Origin of the sequence: uncultured Reyranella sp. (assembly GCF_945957355.1) — a bacterium.
Taxonomy (GTDB): Bacteria; Pseudomonadota; Alphaproteobacteria; order Reyranellales; family Reyranellaceae; genus Reyranella.
This window is the reverse complement of sequence record NZ_CAMFKM010000030.1, coordinates 1-22349: the sequence shown is the minus strand read 5'-3', so window position 1 is coordinate 22349 and position 22349 is coordinate 1. Positions and strand designations below refer to the sequence as shown.

The window sequence follows — 22349 nt, the reverse complement described above, 5'->3', positions numbered from 1 at the left end:
CAGGGTGAAAGACGCGTGACATACGCGCTCCCTCGCGGCCCATTCGGCCGATTCCAGCTTATTTGCAGGAGATTCAGCGTGGTCAAAGCGAGCTGGGGCACCAAACGCACCTGCCAGAGCTGTGCAGCGCGCTTCTACGACCTGAACAAGAGCCCGATCAAATGCCCCAAGTGCGGGCGTGAGCACGATCGCGAGGACTTCGTGAAGGTTCGCCGGGGCCGCGGTGCGGCCGCCGCGACGGCAGCAGCGGCAGCCGCCGCCGCAGCAGCGGCTGCCAAGGCGGCAGCAGCGAAGAAGAAGGTCGATGACCTGGACGGCGACGAGTTGCCAGACGTGGACGGCGACGAGGCGCTGGCCGCGGACGATCTCGATGATGACGAGGACGATATCGAGGTCGACGTCGAAGTTGATGACAAGGAGGAAGGCGACCGCTAGAGGCTGTTGCCAGCGCGCGAGGCAGGAACTATAACCTCGCGCCTTCCCAAGGATTTCGGGGCCATAGCTCAGCTGGGAGAGCGCTACAATGGCATTGTAGAGGTCAACGGTTCGATCCCGTTTGGCTCCACCAATAAAATCAAGGGGTTAGCTGGAAACAGCTAACCCCTTCGATTTTGTGGGGACACAGGGGGGACACGAGGGGCCGTGCAACGTCGCTCTTTGCGAGCAGGCACGATTCAACCTGCGCAAAGCACATTCGACATTCACCTAAAATTACTTGGGGTTTATCGGCCGACAACGGCCGCAAACGTAGCGCTAGGCTGCTTCTAAGGAATGCTCAGCATTGTCTAAACAGCGCCTTATCATCGAGGCAACCTGCTTTGTTGCACCGGTGACGGTAAGGCGGGCCTTCAGCCAATCAATTCCTCGCTCTTGCACAAAAGGCACAAGAGCCGAGTTCACAAACGACGAAGGAATATCCGAAATTCCTGTGAAGGACAGAGAGACATTGCCGGCGCTTGCGAATGCTTGCTTTAGAGCAGAGTAGATTACAGCTCCGTCTTGAGCTGTATAGGCACGGTCTACATGATCGAGGATTAGAATTACCACTTCAGATCCTCCTCTTCTGTCTCGTCTCCAATGAAGCAATCCGTTCGAAGCGTTAACTCGACCAACGTGCCGGGATAACTCGCGTTCCCAAGACCGGGGTAACGCCCCCCGCTTACGCACAACAACGAACCTCTAAACGAATATATTGCAACTGAACCCTTGTTTCCAGTGACACTCTCAATGAGGAAATCTAGGCCAACGCCCATGTTTCGAGGGGTGCTCTTGGTCGTGAAACCGGGCTGGGTTGCGCGCAAGATTGCAGCTCCATCATCGATGTCAGGACATTTTGTTCGGATATTCGCAGGTATACCCTTCCCGAAATCCGAGAGCGTGACCTTAACCTCGTTCGCCCTGGGGTAGTGTTGGACATGCACGAAGCCACAGCTCTGGGAGGAGTGATCTGAGATATTTAGGAAAACCTCCTTGATGCACGCCCGTACACTGCCGAGTGAAGCTGGATTCGTCTGCAGAACCCGCGACATCCAAGGCGTAAAGGTGAACTCAAGCCAACCGAATGTATCCGCGTGAGCGACCTTTACGAAAGGAAGCGTGGTAGTGCGGGCTTTTGCTTGAGGTCGCAATTTGGCGCCCAGATACCGGGCAAAAAAAAGGCAATCATCCAGGTAAACAATCGCATTTTTAGCGAGGTCGTGGCCTGAGAATGTCATCTTGACACCGTGGCTATGAAGCCACTCCAGAGTGTTACAAAACACAGTTAGACCGGAGCCATCAATCCAGCTCAGGTTCTGGAAATTAAAGTTAAAGGCGTCGTCTCGCGGATAGCCATCCGGCCCCACAACGGCTCCAGTAAAGCCGTACATGCTCTGGTAATTAAAAATACTGGGCAGATTGACAGGGGTGGGCACCCCGGCACTTTTAATCATGTGAGTGAATTACTCAAGCCCACTGCAATCCAGATTTTATCATGCGCGCAAGCCTCATCCGCCCGACGTTGAACGAGACAGCTTGCAGTTACCCGTCTTCGATTTGAAAAACACTCCATGGCGCCTCCCAGGGCGACACCCTAAAGATTCCTAGTTTGGCGCTCGCACGTCCCGCAGTGCCCGATTGAAGAAATGTCGCGTGGCCTTGTCCCGCGCGTCTTTGTCGGTCAGCACGATGTTCTGCATTTCCTTGTCGCGCTGAAACATGCGGATAGCGCCCTGGAAAAATGCTTGCGCGAAGGCGGAATAGACCACGTCCGGAGGATTGTTGCGCAGCATGTCCGCCAGATCGGTGCTAAGGATCTCACGATTGACTTGCTCGAAGCGCACGATGTCGGCCTCTGAGAAGTCGGTACCGTGGCGGTCATTGAAAGCCTTGACGATCTCGGACAGCTCCTTCTTCTCGTCCTCGGTATAGGGCTTGGCGCCAAACTCGCTGATCGGCTGGAGCGGCGCGACATCCCCGGGCTGCAGGGACGCCTTGCCATGCTCCTTCTGCTCCACTTTGAACGCATGCAAGCGCAGCATGTCGTCGGTGATCTCGATCTCGGCTGGCACCTCCCGGTTGGGGAGCAGCCGCGCCAGCCATGCGGCGTACGCGTAGAGCTTTTCCAAACCCGTATCCGCCAGCGTCATGATCTGGGCAACGAAGCTGTAGAAGCGCATGAAACTGCGCAACAGCTGGCGGAACTCTTCTTGCCGGCCTTCGTCGTCATCGGCCTCAAAGCGCCCGACTGCCTGTTTGACGAGTCCTTCAAGCAGCGCGCGGTCGCCCGCCGTCAGCACGCCCTTATAGAACGTCTTTGCAAAGCGCTCGATCTCCCCCTTATCGAGATAGCCGAACTTGAAGAGCCGCCCTTCCAGATCATAGACAAGGTTGGGATCCGAATTGGCCTCCAGCGCCGTCACCTCGAAGTAGGGCCGGAACGCCTCCTGGATCTCCTCTACGGTATTCTGGAAGTCGAGGATGTAGGTCTGGTCCTTGCCGTTCGTCGTACGATTGAGCCGTGACAAAGTTTGCACCGCCTGCAGTCCCGCCAGTTTGCGATCGACATACATAGCGCAGAGCTTGGGCTGGTCGAAGCCGGTCTGATATTTCTCGGCAACGATCAGAATCTGAAACTGGTCTGGATAGGGCGTACCGTCCGGCCTGACTCCGTCGAAGCGGCCGGGAAGCTCGGTCTCGGAAAAGCCGTTGAGACTGGCTTCGGTGTAGGTCTCGCCTTCATTGATCAGCTCGCCCGAAAACGCGACCAGCGCCTTCAGGTCGGTATAGCCCTGGGCCTGAATGTAGTCGCGAACCCCAAAATAGTAGCGCAGGGCGTGATCCCGGCTGCCGGTCACGATCATGGCTTTTGCCTGGCCATTCAGCATCGCCATGACATGCCGGCGGTAGTGCTCGACAATGATCTCGACCTTCTGGCCGATCGCGGTCGGATGCAGGTTCGCGTACCGCGCCACCCGGCGCTGCCCACGTCGCCCACTGAGTTCGGGATCATCCTCGATCGCCTTTTCGAGTTCGTAGTAGGCTCGATAGGTCATGTAATTCTGGAGAACGTCCAGAATGAAGCCCTCCTCGATGGCCTGCCGCATCGAGTACAGATGAAACGGGTGGGGCAGCCCGTCCGCGCCCTTGATGCCGAAGCGCTCCAGCGTGACGTTGCGCGGCGTTGCCGTGAAGGCGAAGAAGCTGACGTTCGCCTGCGGCCCGCGGGCCTTCTGGAACGCCGCGACGATGTCTTCAATGTCTTCGCTCGATGTCGCCTCACGGGTCAGCGCATCGGTCAGGGCCTGCGCGGACCTGCCCGACTGGCTGCTGTGCGCCTCATCGACGATCACCGCGAAGGTTCGGCCGCTTTGCCCCGAGATCTCTTTTAGATGATCGGTCGAGAATTTCTGGATGGTCGTGACAATGATGCGTGCGCCCTTGGCGATGGCCTCCTTCAGCTGGCGCGAGGTTCCGTCAATTCTGTGCACGACGCCTTGCGTCTGCTCGAACTGAGAGACCGTCTCCTGCAGTTGCCGGTCGAGCACGATCCGGTCAGTGACGATGATGGCGGTATCGAACACCGGCTTGTCCGCAGCGTCGTGCAGGTTGATGGCATGGTGCGCCAGCCAGCCGATCGTGTTCGACTTGCCTGAGCCAGCCGAGTGTTGAACGAGGTAATTGCCTCCTGCCCTGTGCTTCTGCGCGTGAGCCATCATGCGACGCACTGCGTCCAGCTGCTGGAAACGAGGGAAGATCAGCGTCTCGGTCTTGCCTGCAATCTCAAGATGGATGAATCGGCCAATGATATCGAGGAGAACCGCGCGCGAAAAAATGGCGTCGCCCCACGGCCCCGGGCGATAGAGATAGGCCACCCGAAAGTCACCCTCGACATCGGGGTTGCCCGCGCCGCCGTTGCGGCCGCGGTTGAACGGCAAGAAGCGCGTCTTGCCGTTCTGAAGCCGGGTCGTCATTGAGACATTGTCTTCGTCCAGCGCGAGGTGCACCAACGCGCCACGCTTGAAGGTCAGCAGGGGCTCGCCCGCGGGTGAGCGATCTTGGCGGTACTGCTTTTCGGCGTGGCGGAAAGTCGTACCTGTAAGGAGATTCTTGGCCTCTATCGTGGCAACAGGCAGACCATTGACGAACAAGACAACGTCCAACCGGCCGTCGTGCTTTTGGCTATACTCGACCTCCTTCATCACCGAGAAGATGTTGGCCTGGTACTCCGCAACACGCTTGGGCTCCAGCGCGCTCGCCGGTCTGAAGTAACAGAGCCGGAACTGGATACCGGGCACGATCTTGATGCCCCGGCGGAGGACGTCGAGCAGCCCCCGGTCTTTCAGCGCCTTACCGAGTTGGGCGAAGAAGGTGTCCTCGGCCGACGTAGCATAGTGCGCCAGGAGCTTCGCCCACTCTCCCGGCTGCGTGCTTTGGACGAAGCGCAGGACCAGAGTTGGATCCACCGCCATTGCCCGACGGTAGTCTGCCTTGGGGTTGCGCCGTAGATAACCTCCTTCTCCGACAAGCTGGTCAATAAGATGATCCTGAAGTACCTGCTCCTTATGGAGGTCATGAGAGGAGATCGTCATGCGTGCATCGCCTCCCGGATCTCGTCCAGCCGCCGGTCGGTGGCGCCGCGTTTACGCCAAGTGGCTAAGTCGATCTGACCGCTTACAGCGGCTGTGATCAGTGCCGCGCGGAGCTCGTGCAGTTTCTGAATTGATTTATCCATCGTCTCAATCAAGTTAGACGTCCGATGGAGGTTCGCGTCGATTTCTTTGAGGATTGCTTCCTGCTCAGTCCAAGGAGGGATAGCGAACAGCATGCTCTTCAAGAAGGGCATTCTGACGGAGTCGACGGTCGACTTTGCAGACCACTGCGTCATCTGAAGATGAAAGAATGTCTTCATGAAATGGAAAAAATACCGCCCTGAAAGGCGCTTGAACTTTGTGAAGGCATACATTCTCTGATGCAGCTCGAACTTTCCTGTGACGTAATGGAAGACCCTCCCAACGCCCGCGCCGTCGCCGGATGTAAGGACTGCCTCCTCGTCATAGGAGTAGGAATCTATCCGCTCTACGTTCATTGAGCGTACATAAAAGGGGTACTGCCCACCGTCTGTTCTATCCTGTGTGTCTCGACCACCTGTCGAAATCTTCACAAGATATCGGAGTGGCACGACGTCCCAATCCTCCGGTACGGACTGAAGCCACGGTGCGGCAGCCGCCTTCTGTTTGGTATGTTGGGATTTTCCGCCTGATAGAAGTCGCCTAACCAAACCGGATTCGCGCTCCAAAAGGGTTGCGATAAAGGTGGCTTTCTTCTCGATCAGCTGATCGATGCTGGCAATCTCGCGGTCGAGGAAAGCCGAAATGGCCTTTTGTGTGGGGAGGTCGGATATACGAGGCCGGTAGTTAAGCACAGCGGATTCTGCCACCCGCCGCAACCCGCCAGCGCCAGTCATGCTTGCCATCCCAGCGGCCCTGAAGTCCTCAGAACTCAGAACGTAGAACAGGTATCGTGGATCTATCCGGTGGGTATTCGGCCGGATGACGTGAACTTCCGACGTCGCGAAGCCGACGCCATTCACGAGACCCTTAGCAAGCGCCTTCTTTCCATTTTCGAAGCATGGGGTAACTTTTGCAAGAAGAAGGTCGCCATCCGCAAAGAAGTTGTAGCTACCGGAAGATACTTCGCTGACGGGGCGTGTCTGCGACGTATCCAGTCCGCCGGGACCGTCCGCAAGAGTATCCATTGGTGCAAAGGTAACCTCCGCATCCTCGGCGTTCAGATGAGCGAGCGCCGGTCGTGGACCGACTTTCGCGAGATGCCTCAGTCGCACGCTGGTCACGCCGTCACCTCCTTCAGGAGCCCGACGATCGAAGCCTCCAGCGCCTTCAACTCGGCGTCGATCTCCTTCAGCGGGCGAGGCGGGACGTAGCGGTAGAAATAGCGGTTGAAGTTAATCTCGTAACCAACGCGCCCCACCTCGCCGTCGCGCGCGTCACGGTAGTTCTCGTCCACCCAAGCATCAGACACGAAGGGCGTCACCTCACGCGCTACAAAGCCCCGCCAGTCCTCCTTCAACGGCACCAGCTCATGGTCACGCAGTTCTGGGTCGGGTTCGGGCCTGCCGGCTGCGTCGGCGCAGATGCCGGCCTCCTCGTCCCGCTCGGCCAGGGCCGATAGAATGGCCTTGCGAACCGCCGGGGCGGTCTTCGCACCACCGGCCTTAAGCGCCTTGGTCAGCTCCTTTTCGAAGGCATCACGCTCGCGGAACAGCCTGTGCCCCATGCCGAGAAGGACAACCTCGATCAATTGGCGTTCGTCTTCGGGCAGCTTTCTGAACGCCTTCTCATCCCGCAGCCGAGCGATTCGCTCTTGGCTCGCTCGAAAGTTCAACCGCAAGGGCCGCTCAACGCGGATTTCCCGATAACCAAAGTCAGTGGTGTCGAAAATCTTGGAAAACTCGCCATACTCAGCGTCGCCGTTCAACATTTCGGCATAGATGCGAACGATCTCCTTCCGCGCTTCTTCGGGAACTTCCCGCCTCTTGGAACCCAGCGACTTGCGCATGGATTTCCAGAAACGCCCGGCGCTGGCGTCGATCAGTTGAACCTTACCGCGCCGAGGCATGGGCTTACGGTTTGTCAGGAGCCACACATAGGTCTGGATGCCGGTGTTGTAGAACAAGTCGGTCGGGAGGGCGACGATAGCCTCGACCCAGTCGCTCTCCAGCATCCAGCGGCGGATTTCACTCTCGCCCGAGCCCGCCCCACCGCTGAACAAGGGCGAGCCGTTCATGACGATGCCGATACGTGAGCCAGCCTCGTCGTCGCGCATCTTGGAAATCATATGCTGCAGGAACAGGAGTTGCCCGTCGGAGATTCGGGGCAACCCGGCGCCAAAGCGACCATCGATGCCCAGCGTCTCGGCCTCATCCCGGATCGCCTCCTGATACTTCTTCCAGTCCACACCATACGGCGGGTTGGACAGCATGTAGTGGAAGGTCCTGCTCTTGTGGGCGTCGTTCGTCAGAGTGTTGCCGAAGGCGATCTGTTCAGGGTCGTGGCCGGTTACCAGCATGTCCGACTTGCAGATGCCGAAGGACTCGCCATTTAGCTCCTGCCCGAACAGCTCGACGCGAATCGAGGGGTTGAACTCCTTCAGCGCCTCCTCGGTTAACGCCAGCATGCCGCCGGTGCCGCAGGCAGGGTCGTAGACCTGCCGGATGATGCCCTTGCCGGTCAGCTTAGTGTCGTCGTTAGCGATCAGCAGCTCGACAATGAGGCGGATCACCTCGCGCGGGGTGAAATGCTCGCCGGCCGTCTCGTTGGAGATTTCCGAGAAGCGGCGGATCAGATCCTCGAACAGGTAGCCCATGTCGACGCTGCTGACCTTGTCTGGATGCAGGTCGATCTCGGTGAAGCGCTCGAAGACGTTCCAGAGGATGCCGGCCTCCTTCAAACGCTTGAGCTGATCGGTGAAGAGGAACTTATCGAGGACGATGTCGCGGACGTTGGCCGAGAACTTGCTGATGTAACTGACCAGGTTGTCATGCAATTGCGCGGGGTCCTGGCCCTTGAGGCTGGCGAAGGTCAGCTTCGACAGATTGTAGACCTTCACGTTGCCGCCAACGGCACCGAACAGGATCATGTCTCGAGTTGCATCATCGACACCTTTGGGCAGGTCCTTCGCGGCCGTCAGCACGGCGCCCTTCGACGATTCCAGGATGCAATCTAGTCGACGCAACACCACAAACGGCAAGATGACCTTGCCGTACTCTGATTGCTTGAAGTCCCCTCGCAATATTTCGGCGATCGACCAAACGAATCCGCTCAGAGACTGAATTTCTGCTCTTGCCACCGTCATTCCCCCAACACACAGCCATTCTGCCAGCGCCGTCAGCGGCAACCCTCAACTCTTCTTTGCGAGTAGTCCGGCGACGCTGTCCAGCCATACCCCGTCAAAGCGGGCATTGTAGTAGTCGAACCTGTCTGCGAGCCGATCGTAGGTCCGCCAGCGCATCCACTTGGGTTTGGGCGGCGGCCCATCGCGCCAGTTTCCCTCGCCTTCAAGCCTGCGGAACACCTTCATCGCCTGACGCTGAGCCCGTCCCATCGCATCCTCCCGCTGCGAAGCGTAGCCCAGCTGGTAAGCCTGACGGCTGTAGAAGCGGGACCCGCCCAGCGGCAGATACAACTTCATCGTCTTTCGGAAACTATGGGGGCACTCGAACCACCAACGGCTGCCGCCGAGCGGCTGCGGCGTCCTGAGCAGCCGAACCTTGTAGCGATGGATGGTCCGGTCTCCGTTCCGGGGGCGATGTACCAACTCGAAAAAGGCGCCGTACTCTTGGGTCGTATCGATCTGGAAGACGATTGGAAAGGGTTTGGCGTCGACCCACAATCGCCACCGCAACGTCCCCTTGATGCCGCTGCGCAGGCCCGCGCGCAGCAGATTGGTGGTGCTCAGCACGATGGAAGCACATGCCTCCGAAGCAGGATTACCGCCCACCCGGCCCGATCGAGAACCGCCCAAAAGCTCCCTCGCTGTTTTTCCTAAATTTGGTGGGTAACTTAGCATGCCTCATTGAAATCATTCAATTTTCTGGGATGGCGGCTCCTCACCAATCAGCCTGAGTTTGTGGGCGATTTCGGCGCAGGATCGACCCACCAATTGGTCGTGCTCCTGTTTCAGGCGCGCGAAAGTCCGCCAGCGCATCCACTTCGGCTTCCAGCCGTCCCCGTTGAGGAACCCGGGCTCCCAGCCAAGCCGCAGCCGAATCCTGTCCGCCTTCCGTGCAGCCCGATCACCAGGACTTTCGCGGGTACTGGCGTAGGCCAAACGATGGCAGTAGCGGCAGGCGAAGATCCGGCCGCCGTAGAGAACGGCCACACGACGCCCGCAACCCGACGCCGGGCACATGAACCACGGCCGGTGGCCGCCCAAATGGCAGCGGGTCCAGCTAAGGCCTACAGAGTAGCGTTCATCCTCCCAGTCGCCGCCCTGGCTGCTATGCTGGTACGTCAGGATCAGCCTGTCCGACTCGGTCCGAAGGCCGATCGAAGCGACCACTTTGTCTCGTCGCAGCCACTGCCAGCTCCCGACAAAGCCGGGCCGCAGGGCGCCCTTGGCCGCAAGGCGCCGGATATCGAGGCCGTGGAGATCATCGGTCGATGATCTGGCACCGTGGCGCCATCGATTACCGCTACCAATGCCGCCCATTGGATTATCCCGAAATCATTAGGCTAACCGGCACAACCTTGCTCCATCGCGGACTTCCAATATCCCTAAAGATGGGGCTAACGTGCTGTTCTTTTCCATTTTCAGGGAAAGCTTTCGTCCCGACCCAGGCAGCCAAGCTGCATGACCTTTTCCGGGAGGGAACACGACATCGCGAGCGCGCGACGCTTGGCTTTGGGGCAGGCCCCGCGCCGCGCTCTCGCTCACCTACAGATCCTCTCAAGTTCCCCCATACCCAGTGGTTATATTAGCGGTCGGCATCAGAACCGATGCCGCGGGCGACAAGGCTCCCGACGGGTTCCGCAGCCGAACCATACAAGGGCGCTCGGTCCTGAAACCGATCCGTCGCGCAGTGTGACGGTTCGGTACGGGAACCGCGTTTTATTTTTCGGTTCGGTTTCAGAACCGTATCGCGCTTCCACTGCTTCCAGGCATTTGTTGGCGGGTTTCCGTCGACACCCTTGTCGGTCACCGCCCAGGTCGAGGCCAGCCGGCCATACCACTGCCCTTTGCGCGTACAGACGATGAACCCTTTTTCGACTAGCTCGCCAAGCGCCGCGAGTACGGTTGCCTTGCCCATGTTGAGCAGCCGTGCCGCTTCCTCGACACTGAGGATCAGCTTCCCGTTGTTGTGGCCATGAAAGCGAGTGCGCAATTCGAGAAACACCTTGGTGGAGGATCCCCGTAGAGAACGCCACGCCGGGCTATGCAGCATCGGGTAGGAAAGGGGGGCGTATTGCTCGCCCTTCTCCCGGACGCCCTTCCGCCCCCTTCGCGCTCTATATGCCATTGACCACCATCCCCAAGCCCGCCGCACCGGCTCGCGCTCGCAAAGTCCGTGTCTGGCAGGCCACCTTGCCCAGCTGCTCCTAGACCTGTTCGGACGTGTGCCGCCTCGGTGGCGTCGTCTTGCTGGCTACCCAAGCCAGGAGATCGGTGGGCTTGTAGAGCGGCCGGCGCCCGAAGGATTCGAACACAGGGCCACCGCCGACCGTCGCGTACTTGTTCAGGGTGGCATAGGCGACGCGGTAGCCGCGCTCAGTCAGGAACGCCGCAGCCTCGGTCCGGGTCAGGCGCCGCTCAATTTCTTTCTGCATTGCTCTTGCTCGCGAATAAGCCGGACAGCGCCGGCACGCGGGAGCAAAATGACGAAGAGCAGAGCCACAAAATAGTCGACGCGATTCAGCTGCCGATTCGATTCATGCAGAAACAATCGAACCGCTAATTGCGGCGTCCCGGCTTCCGGCCGGCTTGTTTCCACTCCGGCGGCGCGAGTTGATCCCAGACGCGAGAGAACGCCCGATAGGACAGCCTGCCGCCGAATTTCTTTCGGGCTTCGTCCCACATCGCATGCTTTCCAGGTCCCTTCTCCGGAACCTCAGGCACCTCGCCCCGGAACCACTGGGCGCACTCCGTTTCCGCGCCGACAGTTGGTGTTGCAGGATGGACGAGTTTCGGCGGCCCATACGTGGAATGATCTACGCTGGTCGCGGCGTCGCCTCTGGCGTCGCTACGGTAGTCAAAAAGATCCCCTGCAAGTTTCAGCAAGTCCTCTTCGAATATATGGAGGTCGACAAATTCCTTTTCACCCTCGTCATCTGCCTCGTCGTGATTGCTCACCAGGACCAATTCGCCGTCCCATCGGTCGATGACCCTTTCGCGAACGACGCCGGGGGCGATCAACGAAAGCTCAACGGACTCGACTACTCCGCCTACGCGGTTGCGCCCGGATGCCAGGCGGCCGATCAATCTGAGCTTGCCGCTCTTGATCGCGGCGAAAATGAACTCCTCCGCAAGCTCCCATCGACCGGTAGCGATCCACTCGTCGCTTTCATCGCTCGAAATGAATCCGAAGTTTCCGGTATCCAACAACGTATAGGCAGTCTTGCCTTTGGGCTCGGCCGTGTCCGGAAATCCAAACAGCTCAGAGGCTTCGTCGATTGTGAAGATCTTCACCGGCACACCCGCATCGTGCATCCGCAAGGAGGGGTGGCGCGGCGATCCCGTGCGGTTGGGACGTTCGGCGGCCAGACCTAGCCGCGCCAGCGACCAGCTTACCAATCGCCCGCACCTATCGCGATTGTCTCCGCTGCCCGTTTTTCACGGCAGGGCGATAGGCTTGCTAGTCGTCCTTCTCTGCCGATTCGATTGGAAGGGCCTCAAGGATGGCTGCCAGCCTTGCTTCCGTCGCCGCGTTCGCTTCCTTGGTCGGTTTGTGCGACTGTCCCGCCGGCCGGAGCATAACCTTGCCGGAGATCGGGCTAACGTCGGCGCGGCGGCGGCGCCTTTGTCCGGGGTCTATCGGGCTACGCATTGCGAACCTATCACCGCGCCCGTGCAAGCTGGCAAGAACACAAATCGAGCGGCCTCGGTTATCGCATAACATGCATTATGGAAAAAATATTTGTCATATTTTTCAACGACTTAGAGACTTTCCGGATTTCGGTCCGCTGTGGTCGTGCCGTAGCATAGGCACTCACGGGCGATCTCCACGCAATTTAACGACATTCTCCGCGTCCCCGCCACCAGCAAGCGCGCCCGCCAGTCGCCGCGAGGTCCGATCCGCCACGGCCCGCACCGGATCAAGCTGCAGATGGGCATAACGTTGGGTCGTCGACGCTTGGGTATGACCCAGCACCTTGCCCACCAGATAGAGCGAGTCGCCGTCCGCGACCGCGAAGCTGGCGAAGCCGTGGCGAAGATCGTGTATCCGCACGCCTTGCAGCCCGGCCAGCTTGACGAGCTTGCGCCAGATCGCCGTCACGCCCAGGTGATAGCCCTTCCCTCTGCTGGCCGGAAAAACCCAGGTCGAAGCGGCGGAGCGCGGTAACTTGGCCAGCACGTCCAGCGCAGGCGCCCCGAGCGGGATGATCTTCGCCCCGGTCTTGGAATCTGGGAGTCGCAGCGCCCCGCGTTCGAAGTCGACGTAATCCCAGCGGAGCGAGGCAATTTCCGTCCTCCGCGCCCCGGTCAGGATCAGCAGGCGGACGATGGCCAAGCTGCTGCGATTGGCGCCCTGCCGCTCCAGCGTGGCCATCGCCTCGCCCAGCCTCGCCAATTCCTCCCCGGACAGAAACCGCTCGCGCTTGGTCAGCTTGTTGAGGCGCACGCCCTTGGCCGGGTTGTCGGCCCGCATCCCCCGCCCCACTGCCCAGGCCAACATGCCGGCCAAGACCACCGTCGCCCGCCATGCGGTCCCGGACCCGCCCCGGACACGCACCCGCCCCCGCTTCCGGGCGCCCTTGCCCTCCGCCTTGGTCTTGCCGTCCGTCACGGCCCGCTGAAACCGCTGCACGTCGGCCGTCGTCACCGATGACAGGGACTTGCTGCCCAGGATGGGCACCACATGCCGGCGGAGGTTGCTGGCGTCGATTTCCCAGCTGGACGCCTTCTTGGCCGGCTTGTCGGCCGGGCCGTCCGCCAGATACCGCTCGACCAGCTGGGCGATGGTCAGGTCCGCCCGCTCAGCGTGGCGGTCCGCCGATGGATCCTCGCCCTTGGAAGCCTCCGCCAAGGCGTTACGGGCCTGCTGGCGGGCCTCCTCCGGGGTCAGCACTCCCACCTTGCCCAAGGCCAGCTTTCGCGTCCTGCCGGCCTTGTTCCGGTACTGGACGACCCAGGTCAAAACGCCCGTCGGCTTGGCCCTCAATCCGAAGCCCTTGAGGTCACTATCCCGATAGAGCGTGTCGGCTGTGACGGGCTTCAGCGAGTCCACAAATCGCTTCGTGAGCTTGGGCAAGGCAGCCTCCGCAAGAGTCGCCCCGATGACCCATTTGGCCGGGGACACACCGGGGACACACACGGCGGAAATTGCCCGCCATTTCCGCTGTTTACCACTACAAGCCGGAAAAGGCCAAAACACAAGGATTTTACTGGGATCATCTACGCCGGGAAAGCGCGGGGACACTCGGGAAAATCCGGCAAAATTACAATGGCATTGTAGAGGTCAACGGTTCGATCCCGTTTGGCTCCACCAAATAAGACAAGGGCCTAGCCGGAAACGGCTGGGCCCTTTGTTTTTGGATCGCCGCAGGCTTGAAGCCCAACCCCGGTCTAGTCGCCCAAGCTGGAATCCCGGGTCTCCGTACAGGCTTGCGCCTGGGGCTTCGAAGATCCGGTCAGGCTCTCTACCCACTGATCGTCGCTCTCGTACCCAAGCGTCTGCAAGGCGTCAGGAAAACGGTAGAGGAAATCATGCGCCAGTTCCGGCGTGAACTCGCGCTTCCACTGCGCCACCTCTCCGGAACGAGCATGACGCCGGTTGGCCCTCGAAGCCTTGCCGAACAGGCTGTGCTCCCAGAAGCACTGTCGGCACACCTCCAGTTCGGAACCTTCAAATCCCAGGAACGATGCAATGTCCGACCAGAGAGACAGAGATCGGTCGGCCCACAGGTCTTCGTAGCGGACCTCCAGGCAGTTCGGCCTGTCATACTGCCAGTCGAGCATGGCTTCGATTGTGTTGCCGGTCGCGTTCTCCAACTCGAACATATATTGCTCGTGAAGTGTGGCGAGCGAATTGAGCCGTTGCTGGTACGGGGCATCCTTGCTGCCCGATACCCTTTCATGAAGCCAGGGTTCGCCGGCCTTCTTATGGTAGTGCATGGCCGAGATGAGCACGTCACGCGGGTCGCGAATGACATGAAGGATCCGGACGTCTTCCCCCCGAAGCGCGTTCGCGTGCCGTAAAAACATCGAGTTGTGATTCAGAAGAATGAAGGGCGTCTTCAGAACGCGATCCAGCCGTCCATAGTGCGACCAGAAGTCAACGTAGTTGACGTCCAGTCTTCGAGCGATCGCCTTGAACACTGTGGACATCCAGACGGTCCCGGTCTTGTGATGCGTCGCGACCACGATGTTCTGCTTCACGGTCCTCTCCCAACCCAGGCGACGATGCCAAGTATGCGCCAGCGAAGGCCATGCCAAAGTGACTACGCGCCACCGGCGGCGGCGGCGCGCGCTTGAAACGGCGCCGATACCGCCGGCGCCTGGAAGTACGCAGTGTCGACGCCCATCGAAGCAAGCAAGGCCAATGCCTCGCGTCGCAGGTTCGGATCCCTGGCGGCCGTGACGACTGATTCGGGCACGGACCATGTCGCAGTCCTGCGGCTGGCGCGGGAACCGGTCAGGCTCCGCCCGATTTCCCTCTCGACTGCAATGATGTGCTCGCGCCGCGATAGGTCGACGACGGCGTCGATCATGGCCGTCTGCCAGCGATCGAGCCTCAGGTGCGACAGGACAGAAGACAGGATGCGAGCTGGCTCCGCCCGCAGGGCGTCTTCTGCCACGATATGGACCGCTCCCGGGACCGCCTCCGCCATCGCCTGATAGGAGATGATCAGTTTCGCATATGAGGGCAATGCATGCTGGAAAACATACTCGTGGAACGGCAGTTCCACGGGCGCCCGCCTACCGGGCCGGTTGTAGGCCCGACGGATTCCGTTCTGGCTGTGGGCGAAACAGCCGACCGCTTGTTCGATGGGGTCGCCGTAGACGAGGACCATGCGCTGTCCGGCGTGGGTCCAGGCGGCGGCATCGACATCGCCGACAGACACCGGAACGAAGGCGTGGGGCGCCAGGTCAACCGGCACATGCCCGTAGTTCGTTCCGTCGTGCAGATAATCATACCCTGGCGCAGCAAACGGGGTGCTGGCCCACCAGTCGAACTTCGAGGAGAGCCTGTCGAATCCGGGACAAACCGTGTGTCCGATGAAGAGATGGCGCGACGGCGCCAGATCCGGCACCCAGAGAAGTGGCCCGCCGCTCATATGGTCGAAGTTGAACGAAGGACCTGCGAAATTGCCGATACACCGCCCGCTCAGTCGGTCGACGACATGGCCGCCCTGCTGGAGATGCGACAGGAACGCGAACGCATAGCGAAGAAACCAGACATCGGTGCCAGGCACGCAGGCCACCACCGGTAGTATCCTGACAGGACGATGAGTATGTCGCGCTAAAGCTTGCAGCATCCGTTCGAACATTTACACCGACCACTACTTGGCAGGTCTCAAAGCATTGCAGGAGGTTGACCAAGTCCCTCATAGAAGCCACATCACGCATGCAGTTGCAATTGCGCACGGTTCTCACTTTTCCTTCAGCATTGGGCGCTTCCGCCATTGCAGCGAGAGCCACCGACGGAAAAGGAGGGGGCTGCCGGACGAGCTATGGTCACTCGACGCGCGCGGCGTCAGCGGTCCGCCGTCTTCGTCAGGAGCCGCCGGGCGACGAGTTCGCGCAGGACGAGGTCGGCCACCACGCGATTGCCATCGGCCGAATGATGGTCGGAGCGGTAGAGAGCGTCGGCGCCGCGGGCGTCGACGGCCGCTTTCAGCGTATCGGACAGGTCGAACGGGATGAGCCCGGCCGCGGCCGCACAGCCCAGCACTTTCTGGACGGCGCGATGATCGGCCGTCCCGTACGGCCCGTTGTTCTTCCAGTAGCCGCGGCTGTATTGCGCCATGACGACGACCGGCACGCCGAGGGCGGCGAGCCTCGGCATCAGCAGGCAGGCGATCGCCTCGCCACTGCCCGCCGGGGCGCCCTGGACCTCGCTGAAATACCAGCCTTGCTGCAGGCCGAGCCGCTCAACCACGAGTTCGGCCAGGGCGGAACGTCCGAGCCATTCGGCCGCCACGGGGAAGCGGATCGGCTCGCCCGGCTTTCCCGGAACCGGCACGTTATGCAGATCGAGCCGGCCGTCCGTCACGGTGAAGTACGGCTTCTCGCGGCTCCAGGCGACCTTGAGTTCCGCCCGCTTGATATCGCCGGGCGTGAAACTGGCGACGACGAAAAGCGGCTTCACCTTCGGGACGAGTTGCTCGGTGCTGAGCACCATCTGGTCGAAGGCGTATCCGCTGACGCCCGCATTCACCACCTTCCGGCCGACCATGTCCTGAAGGTAGGCGGGCCACGTCTCGTCGTCCTTCACCTCGTCCCCCTTGGCGAAGGACGAACCGGTGACGAGGATCGGCGGCTCCGCGAGGGACGACTGCGGAGAGGAGCGGCGGAATCCGTCGGCGTCGGAATTGTAGGGGGCAGACACGCAGTTCGCCGGCGACGTCCAGCCGATCGCCGCATCATAGGCGTACTGGCACCTTTCGCCGCCGGGGCCGGCCCCCATCCGCCGATGAGCCAGGTTGGGCCAATGCACGAGCCCCTCGGGACCCCACAGGACCAGCCGGTATCCCACTTCGAGCAGCGCCAGCGACACCAGGACCGAAACGGCCACCAGGGCGATGCGCGCCACCCAACCTGTCGTTTTCGAACGGAGCTCTCGCTCGCCTTTCGGGGCAGCGCCAGCTGCCTCTCGATCGACGCTCATCCTTACCCAACCTCCAGACGAGGTATTCTATCAGCGGGGCGCGCCAAAGGGGATGTGACGCTGCGTCATTGTCAGACAGGGAACGGAAGGCGTGACCGCCACGGTTCAGACAGATTTCAGCGTGTCTCAGCGACGAAAGGTCGGGCTCGGTGCCTTGTCGGATGGCATCGCATGCAGACAAGCGAAACCCGCATCCGTGAGCTGCGGATAGTCGCGGTTTCCCGTGACCAGGCCGAGCCTCGCCAGTTGCAAGAAGTCCCGTCTAACGCCGAGGCCGCTCAGCGACAGGCCGAGGGCCAGTCGTCGAACGATGATCTGCTGAGGAACGCTGAGTTCGGAAAGCGTCATAGGCATCGAAACCCTAGATGCCGTTGCTTACGCGACCCTGACGAAATCCGGGGACTCGAGGGACTAGCGTACGCCGTCTCAATCGCCGCGACGCGCCAGACGCGCCGCCGTCGTCGCAAGCGCCCCGTCGGGCGCCTCGAGTTCGTCCATGATCGAGAAGTGGTTGAGTCCCGCGAGCGGCAACAACTCACTCGCGAGGCCCGCCTCACGACGCGCCTCATCATAGGCGACCGACTGGCGCTGCAGCTCGGGCAGCTCGCCGGTTCCATAGGCCAGGACGACCGGCGCGCTCTTCCTAGGCAGGTGCAGGATCGGGCTGGTTTCCGCCGCCTGCGCCGCAGTGAGCCGCAGCTTGTCGTTGAGATAGTTCAGGCGACAGGGTTCGACGTCATAGATGCCGCTGATGGCCAGGCCGGCATCGACCTCATCCATGGCGAGCGTCGTCGCGGTCAGATGTCCGCCTGCCGACCAGCCCGAGACGACCAGACGGTCCTGCCCCACGCCATGGCGCGGCCCCTCCCGGCGCAGCCAGCGAATGGCCTCGGCGATCTCCGCGACGATGGCCGGCAGGGTGGCCTCGGGCGCCAGCGTGTAGCCCAGGAAGGCGACGTCCATGCCGTTCGCCAGGGGTCCCGCCGCCATGCACGCGAACGTCTCCTTGGCGTTGCGCTGCCAGTAGCCGCCATGGATGAAGGCGAACAGGGGCGCCTTGGCCGCGCCGCATCGGAACAGGTCGAGCTTGTTGCGGGGCAATGGCCCGTAGGCCAGATCCAGGCCCTCGGGATGGCGCGCCCGGAAGCGTTCGCTGCGCGCGATCCAGCCGTCGCGGCGCGGGCCCGAATCGGCCACCGCGTTGGTATTGTCGTAGGCCCTGTCGAGTTCAGCGCGCGTCATGCCGCGCCACACGATCTCACTCATTGCCGGATCTCCCGTTGCCGGCCTCCCCTGTAGCACACCCCTTCCCCGCTTTGCCGTTCGGTGCGAACGTCGCGTCGATGTCTTCCCGCGATCAACCGACCGCCATACGCGGCCCGGCCCTCACCTTCACCGGCGATCCGTTCCGCGACGGAATCGAACGGACCCTGGTTCACGAACCCGACGCGATCGTGGCGATGCAGGACGGGCGCATCACGCATTTCGGCCCGGCCGCGCGGGTTGCCCCGCGGCTGCCCCCGGGCGTCGAGATCAGGGATTTCGGCAAGGACGCACTGATCTCGGCGGGCTTCATCGACACCCACGTGCATTTTCCGCAGACGCCGATGGTCGCGAGTCACGGCGCCCAGCTCCTCGACTGGCTCGAACGCTACACCTTTCCGACCGAGCTGAAGTTCGCCGACCGCGCCTACACGCGGCGCGTGGCCCGCGCCTTCCTGCAGGAGAACCTGCGCAATGGCATCACGACCAGCTGCGTCTACTGCACCGTGCATGCCCATTCCGCCGACATCCTGTTCGAGGAGGCGGAGGCGCTCGGCCTGCGGCTTGCCGCCGGCAAGGTGCTGATGGACCGCAACGCGCCGGACGGGCTGCGCGACGATGTCCAGTCCGGGTACGACGACTCGCTCGCCCTCATCCGCAAATGGCATGGCCGCGGCCGCCTGCTCTACGCCATCACGCCGCGCTTCGCCGGCACGAGTTCACCCGAGCAACTCGTCGCCGCCGGCGCGCTGTGGCGCGCCCATCCCGACTGCCTGATGCAGACGCACCTCGCGGAGACCGAGGCCGAGGTCGCCTGGATCAAGGAACTGTTTCCAGGCCGCGCCAGCTATCTCGACGTCTACGATCACCACGGGCTCTGCGGCAAACGCGCGGTATTCGGGCACGGCATCTGGCTGGGCGAAGAAGAGTTGAAGCGCCTGCACGCCGCCGAAGCTGCGATTGCCCACTGCCCGACCTCGAACTTCTTCCTCGGCAGCGGCATGTTCGACATCGCGCGCGCCAAGCACGCCCACCGGCCCGTCCGCGTGGGCCTCGGCACCGATATCGGCGCCGGCACCTCCTTCTCGATCCTGCAGACGCTCAACGAGGCCTACAAGGCGGCGCAGCTCAACCGTAACCCGCTGTCGGCCGCCCACGCCTACTATCTCGCGACGCGCGGCTCGGCCGCGGCCCTGCATCTGGAAAACAAGGTCGGCAGCCTCGCGCCCGGCATGGAAGCCGATCTCGTGGTGCTCGACATGCGATCGACGCCCCTGATCGCCTTCCGCATGGACGAGGCACGCGACTTCGCCGAACAGCTCTTCATCCAGATGATCCTGGGCGACGATCGGGCGGTCCAGGCGACCTATGTCGCCGGCCGGATGGTCCATGACCGGTGAAGACGGATTGCTTTCCCTAGGGTTAAATTTCAGCGACAGACCATAAATATGGTGGCCGAGGGGCCGAATTGAGACTAGGCTTTCCCAAGTAGCTGAGGGAGGGTTTTTATCCGTTCGAGGACATGTCCCCCGACGGAAGCTGGTTCACCGATGGAGCGTCCATCGCGTGCCCTATCTGCCTCACCCTTCAGCCAGACCACTGATCGCCAACGCCTCCGCTCGCCGGGGGCGTTTTTGTTTTGGGTGATCGCTTCTGCTCCTCTGACCCTGACACCGGAGTCCGAATATGGCCAAACGCGCCGCTCGCCGAGCCAAGCTGCACGCTGTCGATAGCGCCCGTATTCACAACGTCGTTTTCGACCACACTCCGGCCAACGACCGAGACCAGAGCTACATCAAGAAAATCCGACCTCGCAGCGACAACCAGCGGGTGCTGATGGAGGCGATCGAGGGCAAACCCCTCACCGTGGCCCTCGGGCCCGCCGGCACCGGCAAGACCTACCTGGCGATCGCCGCCGCCGTCGAAGCCCTGGAGAATGGCACGGTCTCGCGGATCGTGCTGTCGCGGCCGGCGGTGGAAGCCGGCGAGAACCTGGGCTTCCTGCCCGGCGACATGCGCGAGAAGCTCGATCCCTACCTGCGCCCGCTGTGGGACGCGCTGAACGACCGGATGGGCCCCAAGCGGCTCGCCCAGCACCTCGAGGACGGCACGATCGAGATCGCCCCGGTGGCCTTCATGCGCGGTCGGACGCTGAACAATGCCTTCGTCCTGATCGACGAGGCCCAGAACTGCACCTACGGCCAGCTCAAGATGCTGCTGACCCGCCTCGGCTGGCACTCCACGATGGTGATGACCGGCGATCCCGACCAGACCGACCTGCTGCCGGAACTGTCCGGACTGGCTGCGATCGGGACCCGGCTGGAAGGGCTCGACGACGTCGCCGTGGTCCGGCTGACGCAGGAAGACGTGGTCCGCCATCCGCTCGTCGGACGGATGCTGTCGGTGCTGTAAAGCCACCGAACTTATCCACATATCGAAGCGCGACGGCCAATTGGATCGAAAAGGGAACAAATAGGTTGGCCAGCTTTTTCTGACTGACGGAAAAATGGCGAAAAATTCAGTTGGAACAAAAGGTTGATCGAGGGGGTGGCGGGCGACTGCCACCCCTCTTACATTGAGTCAATATAGTGACTCTGGCGTAACGGCCGTGCGACTTGCGGCTTCTGCACAGACTTCCCCACATGCCGCCGATTGGCTTGTGCAGACGTCCGGGCAGGGCCATTTTCCGCGTCCCAGATGACCGAAGAAACCGACATCGACCTGCCTCCCAGCGAAGGTTCGCTCTCCGACGGAATGCGGATCATCGCGGACTTCGTGCGGACCCTGCCGCGCAAGCCGGGCGTCTACCGCATGATCGCGGCCGACGGCGAGGTTCTGTACGTCGGAAAAGCGCGCTCGCTGCGCAGCCGCGTCGCCGCCTATACGCAGCCGACCCGGCTGGCCACGCGCCTGATCCGCATGGTCTCGGCGACGCGAACCATGGAATTCGCCGTCACCGACAGCGAAGCCGAGGCGTTGCTCCTCGAAAACAACCTGATCAAGCGCTTCCGGCCACGCTTCAACGTGCTGCTGCGCGACGACAAGTCGTTCCCCTACATCGTGATACGGCGCGACACCGACTGGCCGCAACTCGCCAAGCATCGCGGCACGCGCGAGCCGGCCAACGAGTATTTCGGGCCCTTCGCATCGGCCACCGCCGTCAACCGGACGCTCTACGCCCTGCAGCGCGCCTTCCCGCTCCGGTCCTGCTCGGATGGCGTCTTCTCGACCCGCACGCGGCCCTGCCTGCAGTACCAGATCAAGCGTTGCACGGCGCCGTGTGTCGGCCGCATCGGCAAAACCGAATACGACGCCATCGTCGACGACGTGCGCGGCTTCCTGGGCGGTCGCAACCGCGAGATCCAGCAGACCCTGTCGCAGCGCATGGAGCAGGCTTCCGCGAACCTCGAATTCGAGGCCGCCGCCATCCTGCGCGACCGCATCCGCGCGCTGGCCCACATCACGTCGCACCAGTCGATCAGCCTGCCGTCGATCGACGAGGCCGACATCTTCGCGGCCCATGCCGAAGGTGGGCAGATCTGCATCCAGGTGTTCTTCCTGCGCGCCGGTCAGAATCTCGGCAACCGCGCCTACTTCCCGAGCCACGGCAGGGAACTCGACGAGGCGCAGGTGCTGGAGGCCTTCATCGGCCAGTTCTACGAGGCGCGGCAGGCGCCGAAGCTGATCCTGACCAGCCACGATGTCGCCGAGCGCGAACTGATGGAAAGCGCGCTGGCTCTGTCGGCCGGCCACAAGGTCGAGATCCGCCAGCCCAAGCGCGGCGACCAGAAGGACGTGCTCGATCAGGCGGTGAACAATGCGCGCGAGGCACTGGCTCGTCGCATGGCCGAGCGCGGCACGCAACGCACCCTGCTCGAAGGCGTGGCCCGCGTCTTCGGGCTCGACGCGCCGCCCGAGCGCATCGAGGTGTACGACAACAGTCACATCCAGGGCACGGCGGCGATCGGCGCGATGATCGTGGCGGGACCGGAAGGCTTCAACAAGAACGCCTACCGCAAGTTCAACATCAAGACCGAGGGCG

The 22349-nt window shown here is 61.8% G+C and carries 20 protein-coding genes and 1 tRNA gene; 5 read left to right on the top strand and 16 right to left on the bottom strand.

The genetic code is table 11. The features are described from left to right. The first annotated feature begins 78 nt into the window (after nucleotides 1–78). Both Q0Q48_RS26965 and Q0Q48_RS26960 read left to right on the top strand, forming a co-directional pair. On the top strand, nucleotides 79–435 hold the full coding sequence (locus Q0Q48_RS26965) for a TIGR02300 family protein (protein WP_295145315.1): 357 nt from the start codon (nucleotides 79–81) through the stop codon (nucleotides 433–435). A gap of 57 nt (nucleotides 436–492) precedes the next feature. Continuing rightward, nucleotides 493–568: transfer RNA gene (locus Q0Q48_RS26960), tRNA-Ala, on the top strand. A 185-nt stretch (nucleotides 569–753) separates the two neighbouring features. On the opposite strand, the gene Q0Q48_RS26955 is transcribed toward Q0Q48_RS26960, so the two are convergent. The 16 genes from Q0Q48_RS26955 to Q0Q48_RS26880 form a co-directional block, all read right to left on the bottom strand. Further along, nucleotides 754–1047 (bottom strand): STAS-like domain-containing protein, encoded by a 294-nt coding sequence (locus Q0Q48_RS26955; RefSeq protein ID WP_295145312.1) that lies wholly within the window; start codon nucleotides 1045–1047, stop codon nucleotides 754–756. Next, nucleotides 1041–1931, bottom strand: a complete 891-nt coding sequence (locus Q0Q48_RS26950; protein WP_295145310.1) for an ATP-binding protein — start codon at nucleotides 1929–1931, stop codon at nucleotides 1041–1043. The genes Q0Q48_RS26955 and Q0Q48_RS26950 overlap by 7 nt, the downstream gene beginning before the upstream one ends. Nucleotides 1932–2081: 150 nt before the next feature. Beyond that, on the bottom strand, nucleotides 2082–5069 hold the full coding sequence (locus Q0Q48_RS26945; RefSeq protein ID WP_295145308.1) for a type I restriction endonuclease: 2988 nt from the start codon (nucleotides 5067–5069) through the stop codon (nucleotides 2082–2084). Further along, nucleotides 5066–6331, bottom strand: coding sequence for a restriction endonuclease subunit S (locus Q0Q48_RS26940; protein ID WP_295145280.1), 1266 nt, complete (start codon nucleotides 6329–6331; stop codon nucleotides 5066–5068). Before Q0Q48_RS26940 ends, Q0Q48_RS26945 begins: the two co-directional genes overlap by 4 nt. Beyond that, nucleotides 6328–8394: a class I SAM-dependent DNA methyltransferase gene (locus Q0Q48_RS26935; protein ID WP_295145277.1), complete on the bottom strand. Its 2067-nt coding sequence runs from the start codon at nucleotides 8392–8394 to the stop codon at nucleotides 6328–6330. The genes Q0Q48_RS26940 and Q0Q48_RS26935 overlap by 4 nt, the downstream gene beginning before the upstream one ends. Before the next feature lie 3 nt (nucleotides 8395–8397). Then, on the bottom strand, nucleotides 8398–8958 hold the full coding sequence (locus Q0Q48_RS26930; RefSeq protein ID WP_295145273.1) for a hypothetical protein: 561 nt from the start codon (nucleotides 8956–8958) through the stop codon (nucleotides 8398–8400). Between the two features lie 120 nt (nucleotides 8959–9078). Then, nucleotides 9079–9708, bottom strand: a complete 630-nt coding sequence (locus Q0Q48_RS26925; protein ID WP_295145270.1) for a hypothetical protein — start codon at nucleotides 9706–9708, stop codon at nucleotides 9079–9081. A 265-nt stretch (nucleotides 9709–9973) separates the two neighbouring features. After that, nucleotides 9974–10393: a hypothetical protein gene (locus tag Q0Q48_RS26920; protein WP_295145268.1), complete on the bottom strand. Its 420-nt coding sequence runs from the start codon at nucleotides 10391–10393 to the stop codon at nucleotides 9974–9976. Nucleotides 10394–10595: 202 nt separating this feature from the next. Beyond that, a complete protein-coding gene (locus tag Q0Q48_RS26915) occupies nucleotides 10596–10823 on the bottom strand; it encodes a DNA-binding protein (protein ID WP_295145264.1) in 228 nt (75 codons plus the stop codon). Nucleotides 10824–10947: 124 nt separating this feature from the next. Then, nucleotides 10948–11787, bottom strand: coding sequence for a hypothetical protein (locus Q0Q48_RS26910; protein WP_295145261.1), 840 nt, complete (start codon nucleotides 11785–11787; stop codon nucleotides 10948–10950). 415 nt (nucleotides 11788–12202) lie between these two features. Next, on the bottom strand, nucleotides 12203–13465 hold the full coding sequence (locus tag Q0Q48_RS26905; RefSeq protein WP_295145258.1) for a site-specific integrase: 1263 nt from the start codon (nucleotides 13463–13465) through the stop codon (nucleotides 12203–12205). Between the two features lie 314 nt (nucleotides 13466–13779). Continuing rightward, on the bottom strand, nucleotides 13780–14592 hold the full coding sequence (locus Q0Q48_RS26900) for a sulfotransferase domain-containing protein (RefSeq protein WP_295145256.1): 813 nt from the start codon (nucleotides 14590–14592) through the stop codon (nucleotides 13780–13782). 62 nt (nucleotides 14593–14654) lie between these two features. Continuing rightward, nucleotides 14655–15704: a hypothetical protein gene (locus Q0Q48_RS26895; RefSeq protein WP_295145253.1), complete on the bottom strand. Its 1050-nt coding sequence runs from the start codon at nucleotides 15702–15704 to the stop codon at nucleotides 14655–14657. A gap of 206 nt (nucleotides 15705–15910) precedes the next feature. Then, entirely contained in the window at nucleotides 15911–16969 is a 1059-nt protein-coding gene (locus Q0Q48_RS26890; RefSeq protein ID WP_295145250.1) for a hypothetical protein, read from the bottom strand. 201 nt (nucleotides 16970–17170) lie between these two features. Further along, nucleotides 17171–17392, bottom strand: a complete 222-nt coding sequence (locus Q0Q48_RS26885; protein WP_295145248.1) for a hypothetical protein — start codon at nucleotides 17390–17392, stop codon at nucleotides 17171–17173. A gap of 78 nt (nucleotides 17393–17470) precedes the next feature. After that, nucleotides 17471–18310, bottom strand: coding sequence for an alpha/beta hydrolase (locus Q0Q48_RS26880; RefSeq protein ID WP_295145245.1), 840 nt, complete (start codon nucleotides 18308–18310; stop codon nucleotides 17471–17473). Between the two features lie 77 nt (nucleotides 18311–18387). Here Q0Q48_RS26880 and guaD point away from each other — a divergent pair, with 77 nt between their 5' ends. The 3 genes from guaD to uvrC all read left to right on the top strand — a co-directional run. After that, on the top strand, nucleotides 18388–19707 hold the full coding sequence (guaD, locus tag Q0Q48_RS26875) for a guanine deaminase (RefSeq protein ID WP_295145242.1): 1320 nt from the start codon (nucleotides 18388–18390) through the stop codon (nucleotides 19705–19707). A gap of 286 nt (nucleotides 19708–19993) precedes the next feature. Continuing rightward, a complete protein-coding gene (locus tag Q0Q48_RS26870) occupies nucleotides 19994–20719 on the top strand; it encodes a PhoH family protein (RefSeq protein ID WP_295145239.1) in 726 nt (241 codons plus the stop codon). A gap of 285 nt (nucleotides 20720–21004) precedes the next feature. Then, a partial coding sequence (uvrC, locus tag Q0Q48_RS26865) for an excinuclease ABC subunit UvrC (protein ID WP_295145236.1) occupies nucleotides 21005–22349 on the top strand: 1345 nt, incomplete at its 3' end.